The following is a 16,079-nucleotide window of genomic DNA, read 5'->3' on the forward strand; positions in this document are numbered from 1 at the left end:
TCAGCTGCCTTTCACAGCCTTGCCATTGACCGTACCGTCCAGGAGCATGATGTTGTACTCCTTGCCGTCGGTCTCGACCTGTTGCAGGCGCACCAGCAGGTAATCCCAGTCCTTGGCGAACCAGAGCACGGTGATGCGTTTGCTTTGTGTCGGGTCGCGCACGCGCTCGACTTTGATTGCGTCGATCTGGCCGGCCTTGGTGTCGACTTTTTCCGAGCCCAGCACGCGGAAGTCATAGGTATCGACTTCGCCGTCATCGACGACCTGATAGCTCATGCTTTTCTTGCCGACCGCCACGTCGTGCTGCAGGGCCAACTGGTAAGTGGATTTATCGACCATGCCACGGTTGAGCGGCAGCTTGACCGCATCGCCGCGATCGGTGCCGGTGACCATCTTGGTGTTCCAGTCGAAATCCAGGTCGGCCTTCTTGGCTTTGCCCAGGCCACCGCGTTCGAAATGGTAGGACTGTGGCAGCAGGGTGTCCTTGTCCAGGGTCAGGGTGCTTTCTTCGGTCAGGCTGGCGATCATCATCGACGCCTTGAAGCTCAGCTTCCAGGTGCCGTTGGCTTCCTTGGTCAGGCTACGCTCGGCGGTGCCGCTCATGGGCAACTGTTTCCAGTCGGCGGTATAGCTGGCGGAGAACGGTTGAAGTTCTGCTGCCTGTGCCAGGGGCAAGGCCAGCAGAGCGCAAGCGAAGAGCAGGGCGCGACGCATAAAATCTCCTAGTATCGAATCAAATGGCCGCTGGCGGCGAGTAACTGGCCGTCCAGTGAGGCACCGCGATCGTCGAGGGTCAGCCGTCCTTCGGCAAACCAACGCACGGCCATCGGGTAGATCTGGTGCTCGCGGGCGTGAACCCGTTGCGCCAGGCTTTGCGGCGTGTCGTGCAACTCTACCGGTATTACTGCCTGTACGACCAGTGGTCCGCCATCGAGTTCCTCGGTGACAAAGTGCACCGAGCAGCCGTGCTCAGTGTCTCCGGCCTCCAGCGCCCGCTGGTGAGTGTGTAACCCTTTGTATTTGGGCAGCAGCGAGGGATGGATATTGAACAGGCGGCCCTGGTAGTGACGCACGAAGCCGGCGCTGAGGATGCGCATGAAACCGGCGAGGACCACCAGTTGCGGATTGAAGGTGTCGATCTGTTCGATCAGCGCGGCGTCGAAGGCTTCGCGGCCCTCGAACGCCTTGTGATCGAGGACGCGGGTGTCGATCCCCGCATCCTTGGCGCGTTGCAGGCCGTAGGCGTCGGCGCGGTTGGAAATCACCGCGCGGATACGGACCGGGCTGTCGCCGGTCCGTGTGCTGTCGATCAGGGCCTGCAAGTTACTGCCGGTGCCGGACAGCAGCACCACCACGTCACAGGTTGCGGACATCAGTGCGCCTTAAGGTTTTTCAGCTCGACCTGGGCAGCGCCTTCGGCGGCGGCGGCGATCTGGCCGATGACCCAAGGCTGCTCGCCGGCTTCACGCAGTACGTTCAGGGCCGTCTCGACGTGCTCCTGGGCCACGCAGATGACCATGCCCACGCCGCAGTTCAGCACGCGGTGCATTTCGGTTTCATCGACGTTGCCTTTTTCTTGCAGCCAGTCGAACACCGCCGGGCGGGTCCAGCTTGCCACGTCGACCACAGCCTGGGCGCCTTTTGGCAGTACGCGCGGGATGTTGTCCAGCAGGCCGCCACCGGTGATGTGGGCCATGGCCTTGACGGCACCGGTGTCCTTGATCAGCTTGAGCAGCGGCTTGACGTAGATGCGGGTCGGGGCCATCAGCAGGTCGGCCAGTGGCTTGCCGTCGAGCTGGGTGTTTACGATGTCGGCACCGGAGACTTCGATGATCTTGCGGATCAGCGAGTAGCCGTTGGAATGCGGGCCGGAGGACGGCAGGGCGAGCAAGGCATCGCCGGTGGCGACTTTCGAGCCGTCGATGATCTCGGCCTTCTCCACGACGCCGACGCAGAAGCCGGCCAGGTCGTAGTCTTCGCCTTCGTACATGCCAGGCATTTCAGCGGTTTCGCCGCCGACCAGGGAGCAGCCGGACAGTTCGCAGCCGGCGCCGATGCCGGTGACAACCTGGGCAGCGGTGTCGACATTCAGTTTGCCGGTGGCGTAGTAATCGAGGAAGAACAGCGGCTCGGCGCCGCAGACCACCAGGTCGTTCACGCACATGGCCACCAGGTCGATGCCGATGCTGTCGTGCTTGTTCAGGTTCAGCGCCAGGCGCAGCTTGGTGCCGACGCCGTCGGTGCCCGAGACCAGCACCGGTTGCTTGTAGCCGGCCGGGATCTCGCAGAGGGCGCCGAAACCGCCCAGGCCGCCCATGACTTCCGGACGCGCAGTGCGCTTGGCGACGCTCTTGATGCGTTCGACCAATGCTTCACCGGCGTCGATGTCTACACCGGCGTCCTTGTAGCTCAGGGAGGGTTGCTTGCTCATGATCCAGGCCTTTAGGGGGGATTTCTGGGTAACGACCGACCGCCGGGGCCATTGAATAACCGCTGTACGAATTATTCCGGATGCCCAGCCATTGCCGGTCTGCGAAGGCGCGCGATTTTATCAGGCTTGAGGGGCAGCGGCCATCCTCGCGCCGACGGGCAGGGACATATCCACGGAAAAAAACCGATATTTCTTATATTGGTACTGTGTAGCGCGTCTGTATAAGGTGTAGCGGTAACCGGTTATGGTGATGACAGTGCGAAACTTCCACCGGGCGTGTGAATGTTTTGCCGGGTGCTGTGGTCACAGCCATGCTCAATCTTCTTCACACGGCCTGTTCCAGCCGTTATGTCCGGGAATCTTCCATGCGTTTGTTCAAGTTCTTGTCCGTGGGCTGCCTGTCGCTGATCAGCCTGGCGAGCCATGCCGAAACCCTCAACGGCCTCTATCAGGTGTTCGAACCGGTCACCAGCCAGACGCCGGAGGAGCGCAACCAGGCGACCCTGCGCGCCTTGGATACGCTGGTGCTGCGCCTGACCGGCGATGCCAAGGCGGCCCAGAGCCCAGGCCTGGCAGCGATTCGCCAGGATCCGCAGCAGATCATTCTTCAATATGGCTACGATGCTGGCCCGCCGGAAAGCCTCAAGGTCGACTTCGACCCGGCGAGCACCGACCGGGCCTTGCGCTCGGCAGGGTTGTCGCTGTGGAGCGCGAACCGGCCATCGATCCTGGGTTGGTGGCTGAATGACTCGGCCGAGGGTTCCAGCCTGGTGGGCGATGGCCAGGCCAGCGCCGCGCCGCTGCGACGTGCCGCCCAGCATCGGGGCCTGGCGTTGCACCTGCCGTTGGCTGACCTGAGCGAGCAGATCGTCGCCACCGCGCCAAACCTGGAAGGCAGCGACCCGGCGCCGTTGCGCGATGCCTCGGAACGCTACGCGACGGACGCCTTGCTGGCGGTCCACGCCAAGGAAGAAGGTGGTCAGTGGCATGGCACCTGGCGCCTGTGGCTGGGGGACCAGCGCGAGCAGGGCTCGGCCCAGGGTGCCGATCCTGCGGCCCTGGCCGATGCGGTCATGCTCGCGGTGAGTCAGCGTCTGGCGCCGCGTTTCGTCGCCAAGCCGGGCGTGGCCACCGAGCAATTGCTGGAAGTGCAGGGCATGAACCTGGAGCGTTACGCGGCGCTAGGGCGTCTGCTCGAGCCGTTCGGTGGGCAGTTGCAGCGGGTTGAAGGGGACCGGATCGTCTATCGGGTCAACGGCAGTGCCGAACAGCTGAAGGCGCAGTTGGCCCTGGCCAAACTGCAGGAAATTCCACCCGGCGAGGCCGTCGCGCCAGTGCCTGTGGCGCCGCCAGCCGCCGATGGTTCGGTCCCGGTTGCAGCGCCTGCGCCTGCGCCGGCAGCCAATTTGCGGTTCCGTTGGTAGGTTTTCTTTCTTTATATAGCTAGGAGTGGTTCATGGGCGATACGCGGCGTTGGTTCTGGTTGGGTGGGGTCGCCCTGCTGTTCGCGTTTATCTATCTGCTGCATCCGATCCTCACGCCGTTCCTGGTTGCGCTGTTGTTGGCCTATCTGTTTGACCCGGTGGTGGATCGCCTGGAAAAACTCGGCCTGTCGCGGACCTGGGGTGTGGTGACGGTCTTTGCGTTGTTCACTTTGATCGTGGTCGCGCTGTTGCTGGTGCTGATACCAATGCTCGCCAAGCAACTGCTGCGCCTGTACGAATTGGCGCCGCAGATGCTCGATTGGTTGCAGCACAGCGCGGTGCCGTGGGTGCAGTCGAAACTGGGGTTGTCGGACGGTTTCTGGAAGTTCGACAAGGTCAAGGCCGCCATCAGCGAGCACATGGGCCAGACCACGGACATAGTCGGCGTGGTGTTGAGCCAGGCCACGGCTTCGAGCCTGGCGTTGATCGGCTGGCTGGCGAACCTGGTGCTGATTCCCGTGGTGGCTTTCTACCTGCTGCGGGATTGGGATCTGATGATGGCCAAGATCCGCAGCCTGCTGCCACGTCATCGCGAAGAACGCATCATGACCCTGACCGGCGAATGCCACGAAGTGCTGGGGGCGTTCGTGCGCGGACAACTGCTGGTGATGGTGGCCCTGGGTTTCATCTATGCGGCTGGGTTGATGTTGGTCGGCTTGGAACTGGGACTGTTGATCGGCTTGATCGCCGGGCTGGCGGCCATCGTGCCGTACATGGGCTTTGTGATCGGGATTGGCGCGGCATTGATCGCCGGGTTGTTCCAGTTCGGCGGCGACTTGTACCCGATGGTGGGTATCGTGGCTGTGTTCATGGTCGGGCAGGCCCTGGAGGGCATGGTGCTGACGCCGCTGTTGGTGGGCGACCGCATTGGCCTGCATCCCGTGGCGGTGATCTTCGCAATCCTGGCAGGGGGCGAGTTGTTCGGCTTTACCGGGATCCTGCTGGCGTTGCCGGTGGCGGCGGTGATCATGGTGCTGGTGCGTCATATGCACGATCTGTACAAGGATTCGGACATCTACAGCGGCGCCGAAGACCCTGACCTGTAGGGCAAATGATGGGTGGGGTGTCAGGGAAACTGACGCTCCGTGCCCTTGCCGCTGCAAACCTTTGATTTTGCTCGTGGTCCGGCGCATTGTGCGGTCCGCGTCACGGGTATAAACTTTGCGCACTTTACACAGAGGCCACTAACGGTTCCTTGGGAACTGTTCAGTCAGCATGAAACCGATTCAGCTGCCCCTAGGTGTGCGTCTGCGTGATGACGCCACCTTTATCAACTACTACCCAGGCGCCAATGCCGCTGCACTCGGCTATGTCGAGCGGCTTTGCGAAGCCGACGCCGGCTGGACCGAGAGCCTGATTTACCTGTGGGGCAAGGATGGGGTAGGGCGCACGCACTTGTTGCAGGCGGCTTGCCTGCGCTTCGAGCAATTGGGCGAACCTGCGGTGTACCTGCCGTTGGCCGAGTTGCTCGATCGCGGCGTGGAAATCCTCGACAACCTGGAACAGTACGAACTGGTTTGCCTGGACGATCTCCAGGCCGTGGCCGGCAAGGCTGATTGGGAAGAGGCGCTGTTTCATCTGTTCAATCGGTTGCGCGACAGTGGTCGACGCTTGCTGATCGCCGCATCGACGTCACCGCGGGAGCTGCCAGTGAAGCTGGCGGACCTCAAGTCCCGTCTCACCCTGGCGCTGATTTTCCAGATGCGCCCGCTGTCCGACGAAGACAAGCTCCGTGCCTTGCAGTTGCGTGCTTCCCGACGTGGCCTGCACCTGACCGACGAAGTCGGGCATTTCATCCTCACCCGTGGCACCCGCAGCATGAGTGCATTGTTCGAGCTGCTCGAACGCCTCGACCAGGCCTCACTCCAGGCCCAGCGCAAGCTGACTATTCCTTTTTTGAAAGAAACCTTGGGTTGGTAGAACCTTTCCAACTAGTGGCTCTTAGCCTGCTTTGGACACGGCGAAACCCGCGGCCCTGCTGGGTTGCAGGCCACGTGAGATTCAAAATGGGCTTAAGCGCTTAGATGTAAACGTAAAACCGAGAAGTCACATTTGCATCGATTGAATTTGCAAATGAGGTTGATAGAAGGCATAGTCTCGCCATCTTTACTACTTCAGCCACGGTCGTGCCCATGCTAAATCGCTTCGCACCCCTCGTGCCTCTCGCACTCGTTACCCTGTTGTTCGGTTGCGCTGCCCACTCTCCAGTGTCCCAGCAAGAGCAACAACCACAGGTCAAGAACTCCGTTACCGCCCAGTCTTCCTCCGTTGCGTTCCAGGAAGAAATGGCCTCCGACAAAGAGCTCGCAGCCTTCGCCGGCAGCAAGCCTTACCAGCTTCCAGTACTGGCCGACAGCATCCTGGAACGCGGCATGTCGTTGATCGGTACTCGCTACCGTTTCGGCGGGACCTCTGAAGCCGGCTTCGATTGCAGCGGTTTCATCGGTTACCTGTTCCGCGAAGAAGCCGGCATGAACCTGCCGCGCTCCACCCGTGAAATGATCAACGTGAACGCCCCACTGGTAGCACGCAACCAGTTGGAGCCCGGTGACCTGCTGTTCTTCAGCACCAACGGTCGTCGTGGCCGCGTCAGTCACGCCGGTATCTACCTGGGTGACAACCAGTTCATCCATTCCAGCAGCCGCCGCAGCGGTGGCGTGCGGATCGACAGCCTGGGCGACAGCTACTGGAGCAAGACCTTCATCGAAGCCAAGCGCGCCCTCGCCATGGCTCCGACTGTGATGACTGCTCGCAAGTAAGCACACAGTTTGTAAGGCAAACTTAAAGTCTTACTTGAAGTTTGCCACATAGTCGCTAGAATCCTTGATCATTGATTGATGGCAATCCGCCTGCGTACTACGCAGGCGGATTCGTTTTCATGCCCACGGCAGAAAAGCCGCATCCAGATCAGGATTGTTCTGCATATGTCGACGTCGGCCCGCCTCGCTCTCATGTTCCTCGCCGCGCTGCTCAGTGCGTGTGCCAGCCGTACACCGCCGCCGGCACCGGTGCGGGCTCCAGTGGTCTTTGCCCCCTCGCAACCCTTTTCCCCGGCCGCCGAAGATGTGCTGTTCCGAGCGCTGGGCCTGGTGGGGACGCCTTATCGTTGGGGCGGCAACACGCCGGATTCAGGCTTCGATTGCAGTGGTCTGATTGGCTATGTGTACCGCGACGCCGCCGGTATTGCCCTGCCACGTTCCACGCGGGAAATGATCAGCATGCGGGCGCCTGAAGTGGGTAAGGATGCGTTGCAGAGCGGTGACCTGGTTTTCTTCGCCACCAACGGCGGTTCACAGGTCAGCCACGCCGGGATCTATGTCGGTGAGGGGCGTTTTGTCCATGCGCCGGCCACTGGCGGTACGGTCAAGCTCGATAGCCTGTCCAAGGCTTATTGGCAGAAGGCCTATCTGGGTGCCAAGCGTGTGCTGCAACCGGAGCACTTGGCGCGTAATCCCTGAGTTGTTGTTGCCCTGATCTGTGGGAGCAAAGCTTGCTCGCGAAAAAGGCGCCTCGATCTCTGACAGACCGCATCGCTTCCATCGCGGGCAAGCCTTGCTCCCACAGTTCGGGCGGCGCTCACAAGGGTGTGTCGACCTTATTTACCTGACACCCGCCAAATCTTGTTCCCCACATCATCCGCCACCAACAACCCGCCCTGCTTATCGATCACTACGCCCACTGGCCGGCCCTGGGCTTTTTCGTCGGCATTCAGGAAACCGGTCAACACATCCACCGGTTGCCCTACTGGCTTGCCGCCGTTGAACGGTACGAAAATCACTTTATAACCACTGTGGGGCTTGCGGTTCCAGGAGCCATGCTGGCCGACGAAAGCCCCTTCGGTAAACGGCGCAGGCAAGGTGCTGCCTTCGGCGAAGCTCAGGCCCAATGAAGCGGTGTGGGGGCCGACGGCGTAGTCCGGGGCGATGGCCTTGGCCACCAAGGCTGGGTTCTGCGGTTCGACTCGGGTATCGACGTGCTGCCCATAGTAGCTGTAGGGCCAGCCATAGAATGCGCCGTCCTTGACCGACGTGATGTAGTCCGGCACCAGGTCGCTGCCGATCTCATCCCGCTCGTTCACCGCCGTCCACAGCGCGCCGCTGCGGGGCTCCCAGGCCAGGCCGTTGGGGTTGCGCAGGCCCGAGGCGAAGATCCGGTGATTGCCGCTGGCACGGTCCACTTCCCAAATGGCCGCGCGACCCTCTTCGGCCTCCATGCCATTTTCCGCGACGTTGCTGTTCGAGCCCGTGGTGACGTACAACTTGCTGCCATCGCGGCTGGCAATCACGTTCTTGGTCCAGTGGTGGTTGAGCGTGCCCCCGGGCAGATCGACAACCTTGGTCGGTTGCGCCTTGATTTGCGTATCGCCGTCCTTGTAGGGGAAGCGGATCAGCCGGTCGGTATCGGCCACGTACAGGTCATTGCCCACCAGGGTCATGCCGAACGGCGAGTTGAGGTTTTCCAGGAACACCGTGCGGGTTTCGGCGATGCCGTCGTGATTGGCATCGCGCAACAGTGTGATGCGATTGGGGCTTGGCACTCCGGCGCCGGCGCGGCCCATGACCTTTTTCATCACCCAGCCACGGATGCCCTTGGCGTCGTCCGGCTTGGGCGGAGCGTTGGTTTCGGCCACCAGCACATCACCGTTGGGCAACACATATAGCCAGCGCGGATGGTCCAGCCCTTCAGCGAACGCGCCCACTTGCAGGCCCTGGGCTGGGGTTGGCTTGGCGCCTTCGGGCCAGCCGATGGCTTCGGCGATGTTGACGGTCGGGACGAGAGTCTTGTTCGGTTCGGGCAGTTTCGGCGCAGGCCCGGTGCCATCGGACACTTGCAAGGTGGAAGACTCGCCGCAAGCGACAAGCCCGGCGGCAAGGGCGACGATCAGGAGATGGGGTGGCTTGAGCATGCTGGCTTCCCTATGAATGCATGTAGTTATTCATAGAGGAGCGTAGACGCGCGATGGTTCAACCGTAGGTAGGCCTGTCAGTCAGGCAGTAACTGGATTTTGTGCATGCTGAAAATCCAGTGTGGGAGCGGGGTGTATATGAGTTTTATGTCTGCCGAAGATTCACTGTGGGAGCTTGCTCCCACAGCTTCTTGTGCGGGATGAATCAGCCGTGGGCCTGTTTGAACAGCACCGCAATGCCAGGATGGTAGTGACCGGCTTCGTTGCGCAACTTGCGATAGGCGTAAGGGAAGTACCAGGCCACGGCGCAGGTGTTTTCCTTCTGCAGGTCGTCGATCATGTCCTGCAGTTCTTCCGGCGTGGCGCTTTGCTGGGCCTTTTGTGGTGAGACGAACAGGCAGCCCAGCTTCAAGTCGCTGGCGTAGCTGATGCGCTTGGCATCGCTGGTGACTTCCAGCAGCGGCTGGGTCAGGTTCAGGTTGGTGACCTTGGGCCAGCGTTGGGTGGCTTGGATAAAGGCGCGTTCATCGGCGCCGGCGATGAACAGATCGGCGCTGACGTTGCGTTCGCCTTCTTCATTCTGCTTGCGGGTCGGCGCGCTCTGCAGCGTGACCATCTCGGCCATCCAGGCGGCAGCCGACAACAGGCCAAGGTTGGCCCGTTCATCGAACCAGTACGGGGTGTCGTTATCGCCGCGCACGGCGTTGTAGCGGTCGATACAATCAAACCAGCGTTCCAGCACCGGGCGCAGGAATTCCAGCTTTGGATTGCTGATGAGCATGCCTTGCATGTTTTTGCCCTCTTGTTCTTGTGATATCGGGTCATGATGCCTATTTGATATCACTTGCCGTAGCGTGGCACAAGATTGGCGTCATTTTATTGATCGGGGCCAATGTTTGGTGCATGGCCCATGGCGGCTTTAATTGACGCTCCACCCCCAACCCTCTAACCTTCGCCGCTTGTTTCAGGTGCTCTATGACCCCGGTCGATAGAGTGAAACAGGGAAGCCGGTGAGTGCACACGAACCCGGCGCTGCCCCCGCAACGGTAAATGAGTCAAGGCTGCGCTAAAGCCACTGTGTCGCACAGACATGGGAAGGCGCACAGCCGGGCATTGCGCCGCTCATGAGCCCGGAGACCGGCCTGATTCATCCAACGGCATCACGGTGGGCGATGCCAGGCTTGTTGCCGTCTTTTTTTGTGCCCGCCCGCCGTTATCCAATCCCAACGGAGAGCTTCCATGACCGACATCCCCGATCGCGACGAACGCCACCTGGCGCGCATGCTGCGCAAGAAAGCCGTGATCGACGAGCGCATCGCCAACTCGCCGAACGAATGCGGCTTGCTGCTGGTGCTGACCGGGAACGGTAAGGGCAAGAGCAGCTCGGCGTTCGGCATGCTGGCACGGTCCATGGGCCATGGCATGCAATGCGGTGTCGTGCAGTTCATCAAGGGCCGCAACAGCACCGGTGAAGAGCTGTTTTTCCGTCGCTTCCCGGAGCAGGTGCGCTTTCATGTCATGGGCGAAGGTTTCACCTGGGAAACCCAGGACCGTCAGCGCGACATCGCCGCCGCCGAAGCCGCCTGGGCCGTATCGCGTCAGTTGCTCAGCGATCCATCCATCGGTCTGGTGGTGCTCGACGAATTGAACATTGCCCTCAAGCACGGCTACCTCGATCTCGACCAGGTGCTGAGCGATCTGCAAGCCCGTCCGCCGATGCAGCATGTGGTGGTGACCGGTCGCGGCGCCAAGCCGGAGATGATCGAGCTGGCCGACACCGTGACCGAAATGGGCATGATCAAGCACGCGTTCCAGGCGGGCATCAAGGCGCAGAAAGGCGTCGAACTGTGAGTGATGCTCGCCACTGCCCGGCAGTGCTGATCGCCGCTCCGGCCTCGGGACAAGGCAAGACCACCGTCACCGCGGCGCTGGCCCGGTTGCATCGCAACCAGGGACGCAAGGTGCGCGTCTTCAAGTGCGGCCCGGACTTCCTCGACCCGATGATCCTCGAGCGCGCCAGCGGTGCGCCGGTCTATCAATTGGACATGTGGATGGTCGGCGAGCAGGAGAGCCGTCGGCTGTTGTGGGAGGCCGCCGCTGAAGCAGACCTGATCCTGATCGAAGGGGTGATGGGGCTGTTCGACGGTACCCCGTCCAGCGCTGACCTGGCGCGGCATTTTGGCGTGCCGGTGCTGGCGGTGATCGACGGCACGGCCATGGCCCAGACTTTCGGCGCCCTGGCCCTTGGCCTGGCGCGTTATCAGCCGGACTTGCCATTCGCCGGAGTATTGGCCAACCGCGTCGGCACCCTGCGCCACGCACAATTGCTCGAAGGCAGCCTGACCGAAGGCCTGCGCTGGTACGGCGCGTTGTCCCGGGAAACCGGCATCGAGTTGCCCAGCCGTCATCTCGGCCTGGTCCAGGCCCGTGAATTGAATGACCTCGACCTGCGCCTCGACGCGGCGGCCGAGGCCTTGGCCGGCAGTTGCGAAGTAGCGCTGCCGCCAGCGGTGGCATTCGCCGCGCCCGAGGTGATCGCTGTTGAGCCGTGGCTCGCTGGGGTACGCATCGCCGTGGCCCGGGACGAAGCGTTTGCCTTCACCTACGGCGCGAGCCTCGATCTGCTGCGGGCCATGGGCGCGCAGTTGAGCTTCTTTTCGCCGATCCATGACACTCAACTGCCGGAGGCGGACAGCCTGTATCTGCCCGGCGGTTATCCGGAACTGCACCACGTCGCGCTGGCTCGGAACACGGCGATGCTGGCCGCGATCCGTGCTCACCATGCCGCCGGTAAACCGTTGCTCGCCGAATGTGGCGGCATGTTGTACCTGCTCGATTCATTGACCGATGTCGACGGCGTGCGCGCCGAACTGCTGGGTTTGCTGGCCGGCGATGCGCAGATGCAGAAGCGCCTGGCGGCCCTGGCGCTGCAATCGGTGGAGTTGCCGGAAGGCAACCTGCGTGGGCACACCTATCATCACTCCCTGACCAGCACCGAGGTTGAACCGATTGCCCGTGGCCATAGCCCCAATGGCGGGCGCGGGGCGGAGGCGGTTTTCCGGCAGGGGCGGATGACGGCTTCCTATGTGCACTTTTATTTTCCGTCCAATCCCAAGGCGATTGCCGCGTTGTTTGCGCCCGGGCCTGAGATCGCGATCGCGAGCAGGCTCGCTCCCACAGGGGATCGACTCATCTCAAGCCCAGCGCCAACCAGTGTGGGAGCGGGCTTGCTCGCGAAGAGGCCATGACAGACACCGCATTCTCCCAGGCCGAACGCGACGCCATTTACCGCGCTATCGCCGAGCGCCGCGACATGCGCCATTTCAGCGGCGGCACGGTGGAGCCGGCCCTGCTGCGCCGTCTGCTGGAAGCCGCGCACCAGGCCCCCAGCGTCGGCCTGATGCAACCATGGCGATTCATCCGCATCAGCGACCGCGCCTTGCGTGGGCAGATCCGCCAACTGGTGGAGCAGGAACGCATTCGCACCGCCGAGGCCCTGGGCGAGCGCAGCGATGAGTTCATGAAGCTCAAGGTCGAAGGCATTGACGACTGTGCCGAAGTGCTGGTGGCGGCGTTGATGGAGGATCGCGAGCGGCACATCTTCGGTCGCCGGACCTTGCCGGAAATGGACCTGGCCTCGCTGTCCTGTGCGATCCAGAACCTGTGGCTGGCTTCCCGCGCCGAAGGGTTGGGGATGGGCTGGGTATCGCTGTTCGAACCCCAGGCCCTGGCCGACCTGCTGGGCCTGCCCGCCGGGGCCAAGCCGCTGGCGGTACTCTGTCTGGGGCCAGTCGAGGGATTTTATCCGGCACCGATGCTCGCCCTGGAAGGTTGGGCGCAGCCGCGTCCGCTCAATGAACTGCTGTATGAAAACCGTTGGGGAGTGAGCCCATGAGTGTGGCGTTGCTCAGTGCCGCCGCGGTGGCGCTGGATGCGCTGTTGGGCGAGCCCCGGCGTTGGCATCCGTTAGTGGCGTTCGGTGGTTTTGCCGATCGCATCGAACAACGCTTCAATTCCGGCGGGCGCGGTTGGCGTAGCCATGGGGTGACGGCGTGGATCATCGCCGTGGTGCCGCTGACCCTGCTGGCCACGGCCCTGTCCTGGGCGCCTGTGGTGGGTTGGCTGGTGGAGATCCTGGCGTTGTACTGTGCCCTCGGCCTGCGCAGCCTTGGCGAACATGTCGAGCCGGTGGCGCGGGCGCTGCGCAGTGGTGATCTGGACGAGGCGCGCCTGCGAGTCGGCTATCTGGTCAGTCGCGAGACGCGCGAGTTGGACGAGACCGCCGTGGCCCGCGCCGCCACCGAATCGGTGCTGGAAAACGGCAGCGACGCGGTGTTCGCCGCGCTGTTCTGGTTCGCCGTGGCTGGCGCGCCCGGCGTGGTGCTGTACCGCTTGAGCAATACCCTCGACGCCATGTGGGGCTATCGCAATGAACGCTTCGAACGCTTTGGATGGGCGGCGGCGAAGATCGACGACGTGCTCAACTACATCCCGGCGCGCCTGGTGGCGTTGACCTACGCGCTGCTCGGCAAGACCCGCCTGGCGCTCAAGTGCTGGCGCACCCAAGGCCCAACCTGGGACAGCCCCAACGCCGGGCCGGTGATGGCCGCGGGTGCCGGCGCGCTGGGCGTCGAGCTGGGCGGGGCGGCGGTTTATCACGGCGAACTGCACCAACGTCCGCCCTTGGGCGAAGGCCTGCCGGCGAGTGCCGACTCCATCGATCGCGGCTGGCAATTGGTCCAGCGCGGGGTATGGTTGTGGTTGCTGATTCTCTGCCTGGGAGCTGAGCTTTATGCTTGAACACGGTGGACGCCTGCGCAACGCGGCCCGGCAATACGGCATTGCCGAGGCGGATTGGCTCGACCTGTCCAGCGGCCTGGCGCCCTGGCCGTTCGAGGTCCCGGCGATTCCCCTGCGGGCCTGGGCACGCTTGCCGGAAACCGATGACGGTTTGGAACAGGCCGCCTGCGATTACTACGGTGCGTTGGATGTGCTGCCGGTGGCCGGTTCGCAGATGGCTATTCAGTTGTTGCCGCGTTTGCGTCGGGCCGGCAAGGTCGGTGTGCTTTCGCCGTGTTACGCCGAACATGCCGAAGCCTGGCGCCGCAGTGGCTACATCGTGCGCGAAGTGTTGGCGTCGGAGGTGGATTTCTTCATCGACAGCCTCGATGTGCTGGTGGTGGTCAATCCGAACAATCCCACGGGCCTGAGCCTTGCGCCCGAGCGCTTGCTGGACTGGCATGCCCGCCTGGCCCAGCGCGGTGGCTGGCTGGTGGTGGATGAAGCCTTCATGGACATCACACCGGCGCTGAGCCTGGCGGCGCACACCCATCTGGTCGGGTTGATCGTGCTGCGTTCGTTCGGCAAGTTCTTTGGCCTGGCCGGGGTGCGCCTGGGTTTTGTCTTGGCCGAGCGCCGCTTGCTCAAGTTGCTCGCCGAACAGGTCGGGCCATGGGCCGTCAGCGGGCCGACCCGGGTCTTGGGCCAGGCGTGCTTGCTGGACAGCGACGCCCACGCCCGTCAACGCCAACGCTGCGAAGCCACCAGCCAACGCCTGGCGCTGGTGCTCGAGCATCACGGTTTCAAGCCTCAGGGCGGCTGCGGATTGTTCCAGTGGCTGGTCACCGAGCACGCCGAGGGGCTTCACGATTTCATGGCCCATCGCGGCATTCTCCTGCGGTTGTTCACCAGTACCGGCAGCCTGCGCTTCGGACTGCCGGCTGACGACAGCGAATTCCTGCGCCTCGAACAGGCCTTCGAGGCCTACGCCAAGGACGTTCAATGACCACAGTGATGGTGCAGGGCACCACCTCCGATGCTGGCAAAAGTACCTTGGTTACGGCGCTGTGCCGCTGGGTCAGGCGCCAGGGTGTGAGCGTGGTGCCGTTCAAGCCGCAGAACATGGCCCTCAACAGCGCCGTGACCGCCGACGGCGGCGAAATCGGTCGCGCCCAAGCCGTGCAGGCCCAGGCCGCCGGGCTCGAACCGCACACCGACATGAATCCGGTGTTGCTCAAGCCCAACAGCGACACCGGCGCCCAGGTGATCATCCATGGCCGCGCCGTCACCACCATGAACGCCGTGGCCTATCACGATTACAAAGCCACCGCGATGCAAGCCGTGCTCGCCTCCCACGCACGTTTGAGCGCCGCGTATCCGGTGGTGATGGTGGAGGGCGCCGGCTCGCCAGCAGAGATCAATCTGCGCGCCGGTGATATCGCCAACATGGGTTTTGCCGAGGCGGTGGACTGCCCGGTGCTGCTGATCGCCGATATCAACCGCGGCGGGGTGTTCGCCCATCTGGTCGGTACACTGGAGCTGCTTTCTCCCAGCGAACAGGCGCGGGTCAAGGGCTTCATCATCAACCGTTTTCGCGGCGACATCGCCTTGCTGCAACCGGGCTTGGACTGGCTGGAGGCGCGCACCGGCAAACCGGTGATCGGCGTGTTGCCCTACGTGATGGACCTGCACCTGGAAGCCGAGGACGGCCTCGACCAACGCCAGGCCGACAAGGCCGAGCAGGTGCTCAAAGTGCTGGTGCCGGTGTTGCCGCGCATCAGCAACCACACCGATTTCGATCCGCTGCGGCTGCACCCCCAGGTCGACCTGCAATTCATCGGCCCCGGCCAAACCATCCCGCCGGCCGACCTGATCATCCTGCCCGGTTCAAAAAGCGTGCGCAGCGACCTGGCCTATTTGCGCGCCAACGGTTGGGACACGGCGATCCAGCGTCACCTACGCTACGGCGGCAAGTTGCTGGGCATCTGCGGCGGCTTGCAGATGCTCGGCCAGCAGGTTCACGACCCGCTGGGGCTGGAAGGGGCGGCGGGTTCCAGTGCCGGGTTGGGTTTGCTGGCTTTCGAAACGACCCTGGAACACGAGAAGCAATTGCGCAATGTGCGCGGGCGGTTGGCGTTGGAAGAGGCCGAAGTCAGTGGCTATGAGATTCATGCCGGCGTAACCAGCGGCCCGGCCCTGGAACACCCAGCGGTGCATCTGGACGACGGCCGTTGCGACGGCGCCCAGAGCCTCGACGGGCAGATTTTCGGCACCTACCTGCACGGGCTGTTCGAGTCGCCCCAGGCCAGCAGCGCGTTGTTGCGTTGGGCCGGGTTGCAGGATGTGCAAACGGTGGACTACCACGGCTTGCGCGAGCGGGACATCGAGCGGTTGGCGGATCTGGTGGAGCGGCATTTGGATATTGGGGTGTTGCGTGAACTCTGTGGGATTTGAGGTGGCTGTACCGGCGTCATCGCGA

Annotated in this window: 16 protein-coding genes and 1 riboswitch; of the genes, 11 read left to right on the forward strand and 5 right to left on the reverse strand. The window is 62.9% G+C overall.

The window, feature by feature from the left end; genetic code table 11:
* From DTP52_RS14505 to purM, 3 genes are read right to left on the reverse strand one after another with little or no spacing between them, the layout of a single operon-like run.
* Positions 1-714 (reverse strand): DUF3108 domain-containing protein, encoded by a 714-nt coding sequence (locus DTP52_RS14505; RefSeq protein ID WP_109753964.1) that lies wholly within the window; start codon positions 712-714, stop codon positions 1-3.
* Positions 715-722: 8 nt separating this feature from the next.
* Positions 723-1,373 (reverse strand): phosphoribosylglycinamide formyltransferase, encoded by a 651-nt coding sequence (gene purN, locus DTP52_RS14510; protein ID WP_003204660.1) that lies wholly within the window; start codon positions 1,371-1,373, stop codon positions 723-725.
* Positions 1,373-2,431, reverse strand: coding sequence for a phosphoribosylformylglycinamidine cyclo-ligase (purM, locus tag DTP52_RS14515; protein WP_109753965.1), 1,059 nt, complete (start codon positions 2,429-2,431; stop codon positions 1,373-1,375). Before purM ends, purN begins: the two co-directional genes overlap by 1 nt.
* A gap of 365 nt (positions 2,432-2,796) precedes the next feature.
* Between purM and DTP52_RS14520 the strand changes: the two genes are divergently transcribed.
* The 5 genes from DTP52_RS14520 to DTP52_RS14540 all read left to right on the forward strand — a co-directional run bounded on the left by DTP52_RS14520 (position 2,797) and on the right by DTP52_RS14540 (position 7,373).
* Positions 2,797-3,855 (forward strand): DUF2066 domain-containing protein, encoded by a 1,059-nt coding sequence (locus DTP52_RS14520; RefSeq protein ID WP_109753966.1) that lies wholly within the window; start codon positions 2,797-2,799, stop codon positions 3,853-3,855.
* Positions 3,856-3,887: 32 nt separating this feature from the next.
* Positions 3,888-4,961, forward strand: coding sequence for an AI-2E family transporter (locus DTP52_RS14525; RefSeq protein WP_109753967.1), 1,074 nt, complete (start codon positions 3,888-3,890; stop codon positions 4,959-4,961).
* A 169-nt stretch (positions 4,962-5,130) separates the two neighbouring features.
* Positions 5,131-5,835, forward strand: a complete 705-nt coding sequence (hda, locus tag DTP52_RS14530; protein ID WP_003178999.1) for a DnaA regulatory inactivator Hda — start codon at positions 5,131-5,133, stop codon at positions 5,833-5,835.
* Positions 5,836-6,047: 212 nt separating this feature from the next.
* Positions 6,048-6,674, forward strand: coding sequence for a C40 family peptidase (locus DTP52_RS14535; RefSeq protein WP_109753968.1), 627 nt, complete (start codon positions 6,048-6,050; stop codon positions 6,672-6,674).
* Positions 6,675-6,839: 165 nt separating this feature from the next.
* A complete protein-coding gene (locus DTP52_RS14540) occupies positions 6,840-7,373 on the forward strand; it encodes a C40 family peptidase (RefSeq protein WP_109753969.1) in 534 nt (177 codons plus the stop codon).
* Between the two features lie 137 nt (positions 7,374-7,510).
* On the opposite strand, the gene DTP52_RS14550 is transcribed toward DTP52_RS14540, so the two are convergent.
* Both DTP52_RS14550 and DTP52_RS14555 read right to left on the reverse strand, forming a co-directional pair.
* On the reverse strand, positions 7,511-8,821 hold the full coding sequence (locus DTP52_RS14550) for a sorbosone dehydrogenase family protein (protein WP_109753970.1): 1,311 nt from the start codon (positions 8,819-8,821) through the stop codon (positions 7,511-7,513).
* A gap of 205 nt (positions 8,822-9,026) precedes the next feature.
* Positions 9,027-9,611 carry a hypothetical protein gene (locus DTP52_RS14555; protein ID WP_109753971.1) on the reverse strand — a complete coding sequence of 195 codons (585 nt, stop codon included), beginning with the start codon at positions 9,609-9,611 and terminating at the stop codon, positions 9,027-9,029.
* Between the two features lie 159 nt (positions 9,612-9,770).
* Positions 9,771-9,982, forward strand: a riboswitch (cobalamin riboswitch).
* A gap of 78 nt (positions 9,983-10,060) precedes the next feature.
* Here DTP52_RS14555 and cobO point away from each other — a divergent pair.
* The 6 genes from cobO to DTP52_RS14585 are packed head-to-tail and all read left to right on the forward strand — an operon-like array spanning position 10,061 to position 16,054.
* Entirely contained in the window at positions 10,061-10,672 is a 612-nt protein-coding gene (gene cobO, locus DTP52_RS14560; RefSeq protein ID WP_109753972.1) for a cob(I)yrinic acid a,c-diamide adenosyltransferase, read from the forward strand.
* Positions 10,669-12,069, forward strand: a complete 1,401-nt coding sequence (locus DTP52_RS14565; RefSeq protein WP_109753973.1) for a cobyrinate a,c-diamide synthase — start codon at positions 10,669-10,671, stop codon at positions 12,067-12,069. The genes cobO and DTP52_RS14565 overlap by 4 nt, the downstream gene beginning before the upstream one ends.
* A complete protein-coding gene (gene bluB / locus DTP52_RS14570) occupies positions 12,066-12,716 on the forward strand; it encodes a 5,6-dimethylbenzimidazole synthase (RefSeq protein WP_109753974.1) in 651 nt (216 codons plus the stop codon). Before DTP52_RS14565 ends, bluB begins: the two co-directional genes overlap by 4 nt.
* On the forward strand, positions 12,713-13,621 hold the full coding sequence (gene cbiB, locus DTP52_RS14575; RefSeq protein ID WP_109753975.1) for an adenosylcobinamide-phosphate synthase CbiB: 909 nt from the start codon (positions 12,713-12,715) through the stop codon (positions 13,619-13,621). Before bluB ends, cbiB begins: the two co-directional genes overlap by 4 nt.
* Entirely contained in the window at positions 13,614-14,606 is a 993-nt protein-coding gene (cobD, locus tag DTP52_RS14580; protein WP_109753976.1) for a threonine-phosphate decarboxylase CobD, read from the forward strand. Before cbiB ends, cobD begins: the two co-directional genes overlap by 8 nt.
* Positions 14,603-16,054: a cobyric acid synthase gene (locus DTP52_RS14585; RefSeq protein WP_109753977.1), complete on the forward strand. Its 1,452-nt coding sequence runs from the start codon at positions 14,603-14,605 to the stop codon at positions 16,052-16,054. The genes cobD and DTP52_RS14585 overlap by 4 nt, the downstream gene beginning before the upstream one ends.
* Positions 16,055-16,079 lie beyond the last annotated feature (25 nt).

This window comes from Pseudomonas sp. 43mfcvi1.1, assembly GCF_900115935.1.
Lineage (GTDB): Bacteria > Pseudomonadota > Gammaproteobacteria > Pseudomonadales > Pseudomonadaceae > Aquipseudomonas > Aquipseudomonas bijieensis.

Excerpts from the sequence above, each read along its gene's own strand:
- DTP52_RS14505 (WP_109753964.1), bottom strand. The coding sequence starts at position 714 with ATGCGTCGCGCCCTGCTCTTCGCTTGCGCTCTGCTGGCCTTGCCCCTG.
- purN (WP_003204660.1), bottom strand. The coding sequence starts at position 1,373 with ATGTCCGCAACCTGTGACGTGGTGGTGCTGCTGTCCGGCACCGGCAGT.
- purM (WP_109753965.1), bottom strand. The coding sequence starts at position 2,431 with ATGAGCAAGCAACCCTCCCTGAGCTACAAGGACGCCGGTGTAGACATC.
- DTP52_RS14520 (WP_109753966.1), top strand. The coding sequence starts at position 2,797 with ATGCGTTTGTTCAAGTTCTTGTCCGTGGGCTGCCTGTCGCTGATCAGC.
- DTP52_RS14525 (WP_109753967.1), top strand. The coding sequence starts at position 3,888 with ATGGGCGATACGCGGCGTTGGTTCTGGTTGGGTGGGGTCGCCCTGCTG.
- hda (WP_003178999.1), top strand. The coding sequence starts at position 5,131 with ATGAAACCGATTCAGCTGCCCCTAGGTGTGCGTCTGCGTGATGACGCC.
- DTP52_RS14535 (WP_109753968.1), top strand. The coding sequence starts at position 6,048 with ATGCTAAATCGCTTCGCACCCCTCGTGCCTCTCGCACTCGTTACCCTG.
- DTP52_RS14540 (WP_109753969.1), top strand. The coding sequence starts at position 6,840 with ATGTCGACGTCGGCCCGCCTCGCTCTCATGTTCCTCGCCGCGCTGCTC.
- DTP52_RS14550 (WP_109753970.1), bottom strand. The coding sequence starts at position 8,821 with ATGCTCAAGCCACCCCATCTCCTGATCGTCGCCCTTGCCGCCGGGCTT.
- DTP52_RS14555 (WP_109753971.1), bottom strand. The coding sequence starts at position 9,611 with ATGCAAGGCATGCTCATCAGCAATCCAAAGCTGGAATTCCTGCGCCCG.
- cobO (WP_109753972.1), top strand. The coding sequence starts at position 10,061 with ATGACCGACATCCCCGATCGCGACGAACGCCACCTGGCGCGCATGCTG.
- bluB (WP_109753974.1), top strand. The coding sequence starts at position 12,066 with ATGACAGACACCGCATTCTCCCAGGCCGAACGCGACGCCATTTACCGC.
- cbiB (WP_109753975.1), top strand. The coding sequence starts at position 12,713 with ATGAGTGTGGCGTTGCTCAGTGCCGCCGCGGTGGCGCTGGATGCGCTG.
- cobD (WP_109753976.1), top strand. The coding sequence starts at position 13,614 with ATGCTTGAACACGGTGGACGCCTGCGCAACGCGGCCCGGCAATACGGC.
- DTP52_RS14585 (WP_109753977.1), top strand. The coding sequence starts at position 14,603 with ATGACCACAGTGATGGTGCAGGGCACCACCTCCGATGCTGGCAAAAGT.